The 11,680-nt window shown below is 57.2% G+C and carries 13 protein-coding genes and 1 tRNA gene; 8 read left to right on the top strand and 6 right to left on the bottom strand.

The genetic code is table 11. The annotated features are described in order from the left end of the window. Positions 1–186: 186 nt before the first annotated feature. The gene (gene thiL / locus VO84_RS11830; protein WP_231737894.1) at positions 187–1,206 is read left to right on the top strand and encodes a thiamine-phosphate kinase; all 1,020 of its coding nucleotides are present in this window, start codon (positions 187–189) and stop codon (positions 1,204–1,206) included. A 1-nt stretch (position 1,207) separates the two neighbouring features. On the opposite strand, the gene VO84_RS22180 is transcribed toward thiL, so the two are convergent. The 3 genes from VO84_RS22180 to VO84_RS11815 form a co-directional block, all read right to left on the bottom strand. Next, positions 1,208–1,609: a type II toxin-antitoxin system VapC family toxin gene (locus VO84_RS22180; protein ID WP_269431423.1), complete on the bottom strand. Its 402-nt coding sequence runs from the start codon at positions 1,607–1,609 to the stop codon at positions 1,208–1,210. 8 nt (positions 1,610–1,617) lie between these two features. After that, positions 1,618–1,896 (bottom strand): AbrB/MazE/SpoVT family DNA-binding domain-containing protein, encoded by a 279-nt coding sequence (locus VO84_RS11820; RefSeq protein WP_082661922.1) that lies wholly within the window; start codon positions 1,894–1,896, stop codon positions 1,618–1,620. 65 nt (positions 1,897–1,961) lie between these two features. Then, positions 1,962–2,591 (bottom strand): NAD(P)-dependent oxidoreductase, encoded by a 630-nt coding sequence (locus VO84_RS11815; protein ID WP_058187802.1) that lies wholly within the window; start codon positions 2,589–2,591, stop codon positions 1,962–1,964. An 87-nt stretch (positions 2,592–2,678) separates the two neighbouring features. Here VO84_RS11815 and gltX point away from each other — a divergent pair, with 87 nt between their 5' ends. The 5 genes from gltX to VO84_RS23340 are packed head-to-tail and all read left to right on the top strand — an operon-like array spanning position 2,679 to position 6,110. After that, a complete protein-coding gene (gene gltX, locus VO84_RS11810) occupies positions 2,679–4,208 on the top strand; it encodes a glutamate--tRNA ligase (protein ID WP_058187801.1) in 1,530 nt (509 codons plus the stop codon). Between the two features lie 5 nt (positions 4,209–4,213). Further along, positions 4,214–4,702 (top strand): protein-tyrosine phosphatase family protein, encoded by a 489-nt coding sequence (locus VO84_RS11805; RefSeq protein WP_058187800.1) that lies wholly within the window; start codon positions 4,214–4,216, stop codon positions 4,700–4,702. Then, positions 4,699–5,268 carry a hypothetical protein gene (locus VO84_RS11800; protein ID WP_231737893.1) on the top strand — a complete coding sequence of 190 codons (570 nt, stop codon included), beginning with the start codon at positions 4,699–4,701 and terminating at the stop codon, positions 5,266–5,268. The genes VO84_RS11805 and VO84_RS11800 overlap by 4 nt, the downstream gene beginning before the upstream one ends. A gap of 13 nt (positions 5,269–5,281) precedes the next feature. After that, positions 5,282–5,866 carry a hypothetical protein gene (locus VO84_RS11795; protein WP_197414000.1) on the top strand — a complete coding sequence of 195 codons (585 nt, stop codon included), beginning with the start codon at positions 5,282–5,284 and terminating at the stop codon, positions 5,864–5,866. A 19-nt stretch (positions 5,867–5,885) separates the two neighbouring features. Further along, positions 5,886–6,110, top strand: a complete 225-nt coding sequence (locus tag VO84_RS23340) for an AbrB/MazE/SpoVT family DNA-binding domain-containing protein (protein WP_157439844.1) — start codon at positions 5,886–5,888, stop codon at positions 6,108–6,110. Positions 6,111–6,139: 29 nt separating this feature from the next. On the opposite strand, the gene VO84_RS11790 is transcribed toward VO84_RS23340, so the two are convergent. From VO84_RS11790 to VO84_RS11780, 3 genes are all read right to left on the bottom strand, one after another. After that, positions 6,140–7,333, bottom strand: coding sequence for a glycosyltransferase (locus VO84_RS11790; RefSeq protein WP_058187797.1), 1,194 nt, complete (start codon positions 7,331–7,333; stop codon positions 6,140–6,142). 39 nt (positions 7,334–7,372) lie between these two features. Further along, the gene (locus VO84_RS11785) at positions 7,373–8,533 is read right to left on the bottom strand and encodes a hypothetical protein (RefSeq protein WP_058187796.1); all 1,161 of its coding nucleotides are present in this window, start codon (positions 8,531–8,533) and stop codon (positions 7,373–7,375) included. Between the two features lie 179 nt (positions 8,534–8,712). Further along, complete coding sequence (locus tag VO84_RS11780; protein WP_058187795.1) at positions 8,713–9,336, bottom strand: hypothetical protein; 624 nt, start codon at positions 9,334–9,336, stop codon at positions 8,713–8,715. A 492-nt stretch (positions 9,337–9,828) separates the two neighbouring features. Here VO84_RS11780 and VO84_RS11775 point away from each other — a divergent pair, with 492 nt between their 5' ends. After that, positions 9,829–11,367, top strand: coding sequence for an aryl-sulfate sulfotransferase (locus VO84_RS11775; protein ID WP_058187794.1), 1,539 nt, complete (start codon positions 9,829–9,831; stop codon positions 11,365–11,367). 122 nt (positions 11,368–11,489) lie between these two features. Next, positions 11,490–11,611: transfer RNA gene (locus VO84_RS22535), tRNA-Met, on the top strand. The last annotated feature ends 69 nt before the right edge of the window (positions 11,612–11,680 follow it).

The following is an 11,680-nucleotide window of genomic DNA, read 5'->3' as shown; positions in this document are numbered from 1 at the left end:
TCAGACATGGAGGCGAATTATCTTCGCCAAATGCCAACATGCCCTTTCTGGAGACGCTCGTTCAGGCTATCAAAGGGCCTTTTACAGGTCAATGATAAGAAACCTAAAAATTGAGTTTTCCACAGGAAAGAGGCAGCCCCTAGCGGACTTTTTGCATCCGCATGCTGTCACGCTATCCTGCTTGGGATGCGGCCTGATAGAGAAAAACCGGGAATGGCGAGCGGTGAATTGGCGCTGCTGAGGAAAATTCGGCAGCGTGTGGCTGGTATTGGGGCCGGAATCGGCCGCGGCGACGTGCGCCTGGGCATTGGCGATGACTGCGCCGTGCTGCGGCTCAGTCGCGGCGAGGAGATGGTTGTCACCACGGACCTAAGCCTGGAGGGCCGGCACTTTCGGCTGGACTGGCATGCGCCGGAGGCTGTGGGGCATCGCGCGCTGGCGCGGGGGCTCAGCGACCTGGCCGCAATGGGTGCACGGCCCGTGGCGGCGTTTCTCTCGCTGGCTGCGCCAAAGAAGCTCACCACAGCGCAGCGCGGCGCAAGTACCTGGGTGGATAGGTTTTACGGTGGACTGCTCGCGCTGGCCGAAGAGCACAGGACCCCGCTTGCGGGAGGTGACTTGGCCGAGTTTCCGCAGGTTCTGGCAGATATTGTGCTCGTCGGTGCAGTGCGGCAGGGCCGTGCGCTGCTGCGTTCCGGAGCGCGGGCAGACGACGAAATCTATGTGACCGGTGCGCTGGGCGGAGCGGCAGCAGGGTTGCGGGCGCTGGATGCTTTGGGCGGGAAAAAGCCGCCTGTGCGGCTCGCAATGACGCTGAAGCCGCATCTTTTCCCTGAGCCACGGATTGCGCAGGGGCTTTGGCTGGCTCGTCACAGTGCGGCAACTGCGGCAATGGACCTGAGCGATGGGCTTTCTATCGATCTAGAACGGCTCTGCGAGGAGTCCGCCGTAGCCGCGGAGATTGACGAAAGTTCCCTGCCCGTTGCGCCCGGGGCGACGAAAGACGATGCGTTGCATGGCGGTGAAGACTACGAGCTGCTTTTCACCGCCAGGCCTGACACGAAGCTGCCTCGCAGCATCGCCGGCGTATCCATTACACAGATTGGACGCATCGTGAAGCGCAAGGCAGGCAAGCCCCGGGTGAGTTTATTCACGGCATCCAGCTCAATTGCGCTCCAGTCACGCGGCTGGCAACATTTTGCCTGAGTCAAAGCAAACATAGTTCCGGAAAATAGCGCCGATAGATGCCTTCATCCAGGGTCACCAGCCGGTCTGCATGGACGAGCGCATGCGCGCCGATGAGAAAGTCGGGCAATATTCGACGTGGCGACTCACCGCCCGAGGCACGGCGGACATTCGCATATCCTGCGTATCGCTCCTCGGCGAGAACCCAGATGTGCTCCTCCATCTGGAAATCGATACGAATTCCAGCAGCATGAAGATTGCTTCGGAAAGGTCCGCCAACAACATTGGGATGGGCGTGCAGCTCTCCAAAAACCGCCGGTCCTATGACCAGGGGTCCGTCTTCCAAGGCCATGCCCAGCTTTGCAAGCAGAACTGGGGCTGAGACCTCGTTGGACCAGAGCGCAGAGATGACATTGGTATCGATGGCGGTGATCAGGGCGTGTCCCCGTAGCCGAAAAGCTTGGCATCCAGTTCATCGTGTCCGCGCATTTCACGCCAATACGCAATAATTTCCTCGCGCGTTTTGAATGCCGGAAATGCTCCGATCAATTTACCCAGAGAATTGGCGTCGGTCTTTTCCGGACGCACCACCGTGCGCCCATCCTCGTCATAGACGAATTCGACTTTATCGCCTTGTTTTAGTCCAAGACGGCGGCGCACTTCGATGGGCAGCGTGATCTGGCCCTTACTAGTGATGGTGGCAGACGGCATCCTTACCTGTACTCCTTACGGTAAGGATGCCGCTCCTTACCTGCAATCGCAAGCAATCTCGCCTTCTAGTACGCAATCGTGAATTGCTGATTCAGCCGCCGTGGCCGCTCCAGCTCATCCACCAGCGCAACGGCGTAGTCCTCTGCGGAAATGCGGCTTTCGCCGTTCGCATCCGTCAAAAATTCCTTGCCGCCCATCCTGAAATTTCCCGTCCGCTCGCCGGGTTGGATCAGTCCCGCCGGGCTGAAGTAGCCCCAATCGAACCGTGAAGCCTTCAGCAGCGGCAGAATCTCCCGGTGCGCCCGCGCAACAGCGAGCCACTCGGCAGGAAACTCCGGCGTATCCACAATCTGGATTCCCGTCGCAACCTCCAGGCTCCCGGCGCCGCCCACCACAATCAACCGCTTTACGCCAGCGCGAGAAAGCCCATCCATCAACGACGACACAACGCCTGCAATTGCACCGGGATTATCATGCGACGGCGCAATCGCGCACACCGCTGCGTCCGCGCCATCGGCAGCCGCCGCCACGCTCTGCGGATCATCCGCATCGGCCTCGACCGCCGTGATGCCTGCTCCCTTGGCAATCTTTTCCGGATTCCGGGCCGCCGCGATAACGGTGTGCCCGCGCCTCACAAGCTCCTGCAAGACCCGGCTGCCAATCATGCCGGAGGCTCCAAACAGAACAACCTTCATAGTCTTTCTCCTTCGCATCGGATGCGGCAGCCTCGCTGCTCGTCTCGCACTTTTTTGCGCGCGAGAGGATCATAGCAAGCGGCTATCATGAATGCTGTGACAACCGAGAAGAAGATTCGCGTGCGCTTTGCGCCCTCGCCCACCGGAATGGTGCATGTGGGCAATGCGCGGACGGCGCTCTACAACTGGCTCTTTGCACGCCGCACGGGTGGCGAGTTTTTGCTGCGCATTGAAGACACGGATCTGGAGCGCAGCGAGGTTCGCTACGAGATGCAGCTCATTGAAGACCTGCACTGGCTGGGCCTGGACTGGGATGAAGGCCCTGGCCGGCTGGGCAACGCGCCCGAGGGACCGTATGGGCCATATCGGCAGAGTGAGCGGCTGGAGATTTATGCAAAGCACACCGAGCAGCTGCTGAATGAGGGCAAAGCCTACCGTTGCTTCTGTACGCCAGAGGAGCTGGAGGCTGAACGCAAGCAGGCTACAGCCGAGCACAAGCCGCAGGTGTATTCCGGCAAATGCCGCAGTCTTTCACAAGAAACCATTGACCAAAACCTTGTCGCCCACAAGCCTTACGCTGTGCGGCTCAGAATCGAAAACCATCCGCTGAAGTTTCACGATCTCGTACGCGGTGAAGTGGAGTTTGCGCCGGAGACGGTAAGCGATCCGATCCTTGTGCGCTCCGCTATCGGCGGCGCTTCGCAGGGAGTGCCGGTATATAACTACGTCGTCACAGTTGATGACGCGCTGATGGGGATCACGCATGTGATTCGCGGCGATGACCATATTTCAAACACGCCCAAGCAGGTGGCCATTTATGAGGCCTTCGGCTGGACGGTGCCGGAGTTCGCGCATCTCTCCACGATTCTAGGTGCGGACCGCGAGCGGCTCTCGAAGCGCCACGGAGCCACGTCCATCGCAAGCTTCCGCGAGATGGGCTATCTGCCTGAGGCCTTGGTGAACTATCTGGCGCTGCTTGGCTGGGGCGCGGAAGACGGCAAGACCGAGACCTTCACACTCGACGAGTTGGCGCAGATATTTTCGCTTGAGCGCGTGACGCCTTCGCCTGCGGTCTTTGATTTCGACAAGCTGAACTGGCTCAACCGGCATTACATCAAACTGGCGGACCCGCAGCGGCTTGCTGCGCTTGCGCTTCCCTACTTTTCTGAGAAGCTGGCGCAGGCTACGGCACCGCCCGAGGCGTGGTTCCTGCGGCTGCTGGCAATGATTTTGCCCAGCGTGGATCATCTTGACCAGCTTCCCGCCAAGGCCGCGCCAATCTTCGACTACGACGCCGAAGCCGGACGCACCAATCCCGAGAACGCTCCGCTGCTGAATACGGACTCCGTCGGTATCGTGCTGGGAGAGTTCGCGCACCGCACGCGGGCGCACATGGGTCCCATCACGCCAGAGCTTTTCAAGGAGTGGATGAACGAGATCAAGGCGGCAACGGGCGTCAAAGGCAAGGATCTCTTTCATCCGGTGCGGATCGCTCTGACCGGCGCGCACTCGGGGCCTGAATTCGACAAGCTGCTGCCGCTGATTGAAGAAGGCTCGTCGCTTGGAATGGGCATCCAGAGCGTGCAGGAGCGGATGCAGCAGTTTACGGGGGCGTAAGCGCAGTGCAAGATGTCTTCTGGATAGACGGCGAGGATGCTCCGCGGTTGGCGATTGTGCTGCGCCCACGCGGCGAAGACTGGCTTGAAGATGAGATGCGCCGATTGAAGCAAAACGGCATCGACACACTTGTCTCTATGCTTGAGCCACAGGAAGCTGCATCATTAGGACTCGCAGAAGAAGCGGCAAGAGCGCACGGCGCGGGTTTGCGGTTTCTGTCCTTTCCAATTTATGACCGCAACTTGCCAAGTGACACTGGAGCTTTCCGTGAGTTTGTTTCGGGGCTTGCAGAGCGATTGAATAGCGGTGAGCGTGTTGGCATCCATTGCCGGGCAAGCATTGGCAGAGCCACGATTGCAGGCGCATGCACGTTGATTCATCTTGGCTGGAATCCGAAGGCTGCGATCATGGCAATCGAGACAGCGCGGAGAGTGCCTGTGCCCGATACGCTTGAACAAACAGCATGGATTTTGCGCTACGAGGCGAAACCGTGATCGCCATTGAAACCGACTTCCGCTTTCCGCACACATGGGTCGCGGAAATTTTGCCTGCAAGGCCGCTGATTTTGCCGCAGCGGACTTATATCTATCCACAGGCTGCCGAAGAGGTAGAACGCGGCGCGCTTGAAGTCCTTATCCGGCCAGCCGGTGAAGGCGTACAGCCGTTCCTGGCCACGTGTGCACTGGGATTTCGCGATCCTTCAGTTCCCTCTGGCCTATGGTCTGCGCCGAACTCCCAGGAAATCTGCGCAGTCTCCGGTGGATATGCCTACCTGATCGACACGACCGCGCCGGAGCACTTCACGATGCTTCCTTTCCGGCCAGTGATGCAGGTGTGGCCTGCGCTCGAAGCCGGTTTACTGCTCTTCGCTGGGCATCACAGCATTCTGGCGTGGGGCAGTGAAGGACTGGCGTGGCAGAGCGGCAAGCTCTCGGATGAGGGTGTGACGATTACCGGCGTCGAAGACGGCCTCCTGCGTGGAACCGGCTGGCAGATGATGACGGATCGGGAAACCGAGTTTGCGCTGGATGTGAAGACGGGCGATCTAATTCGTTACTGAAACACGACCGATCTTGCGATACGATATTGGCCTAACCATGCGCATCCTTGGCCAGACTGATATTCAAAGTTTCGACTCGGATAACGAATTGACTTTTATCGTCACTCGCCAACGCGGTTGGGCGGACTATTTCGTAGTGCCGCTCTGCATAGGCATTGCCGTGATGGCGTGGGTACAAGGATCTCAAGTATTCGCGCTCTTGTGCTTTATTTGTAGCGGGGCAGCATTGATAATCAACTGGGTTCAAGGCCCGTCCACGCGCCTGAGCGTAACGCCGAACCAGATCATCGCCGACGGCAATCTGCACGAAACCTTCGACTCAAAAATCAAAATTCTGACCTCTGAAGTGAAATCTATCGACTACGCCATCGGAGGCGAGCATTCGCCAAGCGGCCTTTACGTGCGACATGGATGGTCTAGCTCCTGCGTACTGCCGGGCATCAGCCGTGAACAAGCCGACTCGATACGCGATACCATCGCCAGAAGATTCCCCGAAATCGGAAAGATTGACCCCAGCCCCGCCTCACTATTGCATGGCGATGCGAGCGGCATAACGACACTGGGGCTTAGCAAAGCAGATTCAAATACCAATTCGTGAATTGCTCTAACGAACGGCCATGAGATTGCCGATAAAGTATGGAGCTATGCGTCGAATTGCAATTGTCAACTCGCAGGGTCAAGTAACAATTCCCGCCATTTTCCGCAGGATGTATGGTTTGGCTGCCGGAACAAAAGTCTATTTCGAAGAAGCAAACGGAATGTTGTTTCTCGTTCCATGCAAGTCTGATAGACCTTTGTCGCTCAAGCGAAGCCGAAAAGTAGCTGTTACAACGAAACGTTAGAACAAACCGTGCGCTCATGCACTTCGAATTTACGCGCTGAGAACCTCAACCTGCGGAATCAGCGTTTCATACGCATCGTAAACACCATCGAAGACCGCATCCCAACTTGCTGTAAGCGCGTAGGCGCGGGCGGCATTGCGCATGGCTTCGTGCTTTGTCGGGTCCATAAGAATCTCAGCCACCGCAGCGGAGAATCGCTCATCCGGAACGATGCGCCCCGTCTGGCCGTCGCGCACAATCGTGCATGGGCCGCCATCCGGTGTGACGACTGCCGGAACGCCGCTGGCCATTGCCTCCAGAATTACGTTGCCGAAGGTATCCGTGTGCGATGGAAAGACGAAGAGGTCCATGCTGGCGTAAGCGGCTGAGAGCGCCTCGCCGCGCAGTACGCCCGGAAACTCCGCGCGATGGAGCCGCTCGCGCAACCAGTTCTGCTCTGCGCCATGCCCCACGATCAGGAACCGGAAGTTCGTAATTCCCATGCGCTCCAGCTCGTCCTGGATGGCGACGAGCTGAGTAACATTTTTCTCAATTGAAAGCCGGCCCACAAAGCCGAGAACAAACTCCCTGTCGTCCGTGCGCCTTACACGCTTTGCAGGATGAAAAAGCTCTGCGTCCACCCCGCGTGGCATCAGGCGGCACTCACGGCCAGTGGTGCGCTCAAGCAGTTTGCACAGATTGCGGTTGGGCGCAAAAAGAATGCGGGCCACGGAATAGAACTTGGCCGCAGCAGTCAGCGTCAACTCTTCAATCTTCTGCTCGGTAGCTTCGGCACGCTCTTTGGGCAACATGCGCAGGAACCAGTCGGCGCGCCGCGCGGCGTACTCATGCACGTTGGTGTGCCAGCTTGCGGCCAGCGGAAGACCAAGATGATGCGCGAGGCCCGCGCCCAGCATGCCTACTTCACTGGGGCCGGTAATGTGAATCAGGTCCGGCGAAAATCGCGCCAATGTCTCCTCAATCAGCGGAACGTGGCGCGGAAAGGCGGGGTCGAAGCGGAGGTCTTTTTCAAGCGCGAAAGAGAAGATCCCGCGCGGCAGTTCCAGTGTCCAGACATTGCCATCCTGAATCAGGTTTTCTTCGCGGTCGCCTGCGCGCACGCAGAGAAACGGCAGGTTTCGCCTGCGGGCAAACGCCTCAAAGTGACGGCTGGTGTGCGCCACGCCGTTGATCTCGTGGAAGGAGTCCGGAAAATAAGCAATGCGTGGCGTGAAATCGATCATGATCCCTTGCAAAGCCGGAAGACCGGCCCCGCTTCTGAGTTAGCCTTCCTGTTCGCCCAGCGCCAGGCGAAGCTGACGCGACTCGCTCCAGGCGAAGCGCAGACTCTTGGACACAGGCGCGGTGCCCATCAGCAGCACCAGCGCGATACCGTAGCGCATCACTGGTGGCGCATTGCCATCCGGCCAAAGCTCGCATAGGGGGCGAACATTTCCTTTGGCATCTGGATGATAGACGCGCTCGTCCCAACGCTGTGAGCCTACCGGGAAGTCAGGATAGTGGCGGACGGCATCGAGCGTCGACTGCAGAATACGATGCTTCCACGGGTTCGCATACTGCGGCATAAAGAGCACGTCCGAGCGCTTCTCTTTGCGAATCTCGTGCACAAACTCGGTAAAGCTGGTGGCGTTGGTCAGGTTGATGTTCGCGTTCGCCTCTACACCGTGGCGATCGCCGCCGGAGATCAGCAGCATGTTCCACTTCTCGGCCAGACGGCGCACATCGCGATTCTCTTCCCAGTTGCGCAGGCCGTTCAGCTCCAGCGCGTGCATAAAGTTGCCGTACTTGAGCAGGAACTCATTGACCAGAAACTTGTGCTTCTCGCGGCCGATGAGGAAGAGATCCCAGAGCGGGTGGTTGAAGATGACGAGCACATTCGGCTCATCGTTCAGCGCGGCCAGAATCTCGCCGAGGCGCTCATCGCTGGGGTTCTTCGTGTACTCCTCAAGGGTTGCCATCCACTCGGAGGCCCTGGCGCTGGGCAGGTTGTGAATGCCCAGGTGAAAGTCCTGCTCGCCTCCATAAGGCGCGCTCCACTCCACTGAAACCGGAATCTGCCGCGCGCTGGGCACGGTGCGCAGCAGCATGGGAGCCTTGATGTTGTCGTGGTCAGAGATCGAAACCATCGACGCCACATTCAGGTCCTCAATCTGTTTACTCTCCAGATCGAAGGCCAGCTTGGGGGTCATCGGCGGAGTCCAGTAGCTGGAGGCGTAATTCACGGCAACGCTGTGGTTGTCCTTGGACCGGCGCTCCATACCCGAAATAATTGGACGCATGATCGGATACTGATTGCCGAAGTTCGCCAGAAAATCAAGCGTTTCCTTGGACTGATTCGTGTGGCTGTGCAGCGAAACACCTGCGCGGTATCCATCGGCGGCCTTGCGGTCGCGCCACAGATAGGAAACGGTCGATTGGGCCATTTCTTCTCCTTAAACCAGTATTTGCTAGCGCTTAATCCTTATTCAGTTTCAAGAATCGACGTGAAAGCGCGGTGAACGGTGGAAAAACAGGCGTTCAATATCGGCGAGGAACCAGTATAGGTACCGGGAGGGGGTGGAGACAAGGAGCACAGAAGCCGGAGGTCCAGGGCAGCGTGTTCTTACCGCCCCGGCCACTCCTCGACCACGACACCCATGTCGTTCAGCTTCTGGATAGCGGCTTCCATGTTGCGGCGAATCGCCGGTCTTTCCTTGCGCGCAGCATCGGGAGCCTCGGCAATGGCCACCACCCGGCCATAGCGCCACGCGCCATCCGGCAGAGCAATTAGCGCCTTCGCCAGGTCCGCTGGGTGAATCTGCAATTCCTGCCGCCGGGCGGCCTCGGGACGCAGCATTGTGCCGGCGCCGGCCTGGCTGGGATTGGCGTCCGTCATGATTACGCGCACGTCAACCTGGTCTGCAGCGACGGTCAGAAAGGGATTCTTCCACTCCCCAGGCTCATGCACGTTGACATAGAGGCTCTTGGTGGGCAGCGGAATGTGCTCCAGCGCCGTTCGCTCGGTGGCACTCTCCGTGGCGGAGGTGCGGGCAAGCTGGGCCCGGGTTTCGGCGCTCTGGGCGGCATGAGCCGCAGCCTGCTGCGCAGAGTGTGCCGCATTGGCGGCAGCACCGGCCACTTCCTGCTCCTGCTTGCGGCAGGCGGAGAAAGTAAGGCTGAATATCAGCCCGGCGGAGACAAGAAACATAGCTTTATTGGAGGGCGCCACGGTTTTCATTTTCAGCATAGCAGGCACTCCTTGTTCGGCTGACCGCACCTCAGGCGTAATTCTTCTTGGCGCTTCATCGCCTTTAATCCGGAGAGCGCGGAAAACTCTGTTGATTTCGTCAGGCTAAATACTGCCTCAATTCATCATCCCGGACATTTCTTTGTCCCAGATCTTGTCTACAGATGCACCCCACTAGAAAATCTTTTCTTGATGTACTCTTCCGAATCGTGGGTACGTCTTTTCCTAAAACAGGATTACATCCGAATGCCCTAGCAAAGTCTGCGTTCAGCCCAATTGAGATCTTCCGCTCTCGTTTCTTGTCGATGCTTGACCAGGACACGGCACTCTTATGGATGCAGTGTACAAATTCTGCATACGCAACGTATGCACTTCAATTTCGAGGTGATCTCTCTTCATCTCTAGCATTTTTTCTTTCGACCCCTGTGCTGATCCATGGGGATATTGAGCAGTTACTTCAAAGGGGGCGTACCAGCATTGGCCACAATAGCGATGCAGAACATTCTGAGGGGAGCATTGGCCGCAAGCCTGAGTCTGATTGTTTATGGATGCGGGGCAGGATCCCAAAAATTAAGTACTTCTCAACCCTCAGACGAGCCTGAGGCGCAACAGAGTGACATCGCCATCACCAACAGTCAACCGGGCGTCACTCCTTTCATTTCCTCGGTTCACTTTTCTGGACAAAGTGTCTCCGAAGTGACCTCCGTGACATTCGCCATCTCTCCTATGCCGAATTCAGCGTCTCAACCGGTGAATGTAACCTGGAGCGCGGCGGCTCTGTCTACCCGTGGCTACCTGCAGCCTTTTACCATCAATCTTCCGGTTTTTGGCCTATACGCCGGATATCAAAATCAAGTCAGTTTTTCGCTCACTTTCGGTGACGGCTCAGTCCAGCAGTTGCAATACCAGATTGCGACCGAGCCCTATACTGACCCAACCGGGATTTATCTAAATCCGACCATCTACAAGGCGCGCGCGCCAGGAAGTACCCTCGGATTCAATTTCTTCATGTTGAAATCCTTGGTCACTTCCCCTGTCATTGTCGATACCGATGCGCAGGTCCGCTGGGTCGTTCCCGGCAGCAACAGCGAAAGCGCCATCTACGATAATGGTCAATTTGTCATTGGCAGCGAAACCGATCCAGTCGTGAACTTGATTCAATTCGACGGCACGCAGTCAATAGCGCCAACCAATCTTCCGCAACCGCTTCTTTCCTCGTTTACCCATAACATCGATCCTGGTCCAAGCGGCTATTTGGCGGACTTTAACGGGACCGACTATCTCGGCGACGGTATTGACGATATCGTTGCTGAATTTGTGCCTTCCTCCACTCAGCCGCCGGTTCAAACCTTCGATATGGCGGAAATATTGTCGTCTTACATGCAGGCGAATGGCGATGACCCGAGCGCGTTTGTGCGGCCTGGCGCCGACTGGTTCCATCTCAATGCCAGTACCTATGACCCGAGTGATAATACTGTGATCATTTCCAGCCGCGAAAACTTCCTGATCAAAGTAAATTACTCAACGCATGCCATTATCTGGATTCTGGGCGACCCCACCAAGTACTGGTATACGTTCCCATCCCTGAGGGCCAAAGCACTCACGTTAAACGCAGGCGGTGACTATCCGATCGGCCAGCACGGGGTTTCCATTACAGCAGACGGCTACATCATGGTGATGAACGATGGATATGGAAGTCTCAATCAGCCCTCCGGAGAGCCATCTGGTCTTACCCGGACTTTCAGCGAAGTCTCCGCCTACTCGGTAAATGCCGCTGCAATGACGGCCCAGAACGTATGGAACTTCAATGATGGTCAGAGCATCTACTCGCCAATTTGTGGAAGCAGCTACGAATCGGGAAATTCATACCTGGCCGATTTCGCGACCGCAGACGACTTCCTGACCGCGCGATTGATTGGTTTGGACGCGAACAAGAATGTCGTATTCGATTTTCAATATGAATCGCCCGGAGAGTGCTTTGCCGCCTGGAATGCAATACCGATTCCGATGGAGAACCTCCAGATCAACTAAAGACTGCGTCGACATTTAGGCTTCCACATTGGGGCGGCACATTGGAAAACGATACAAGCTCTGCGGACGACAGCAGGAGATCCGTCCAAATACTCCACAAAAGCGGCAGCCCCGGCATCTTATGCGGAGTAGATCAGCCCAGCTTCGGCTGAAACGTCAGATCAACCGCTGCCTCACGGGAGATTCAAAGGTCTTTGGGCTCATAACCCAAAGGTCGTAGGTTCAAATCCTACCCCCGCAACCAATCAAATCAATAAGTTACGAGAAACGAAAAACCCAATTAAGTCCCCATTATCCCCTAATCGGAAATGGC

The organism is Occallatibacter gabretensis, from assembly GCF_001449115.1.
GTDB classification, from domain to species: domain Bacteria; phylum Acidobacteriota; class Terriglobia; order Terriglobales; family Acidobacteriaceae; genus Telmatobacter; species Telmatobacter gabretensis.
This window is presented reverse-complemented; position numbering and strand designations above follow the sequence as displayed.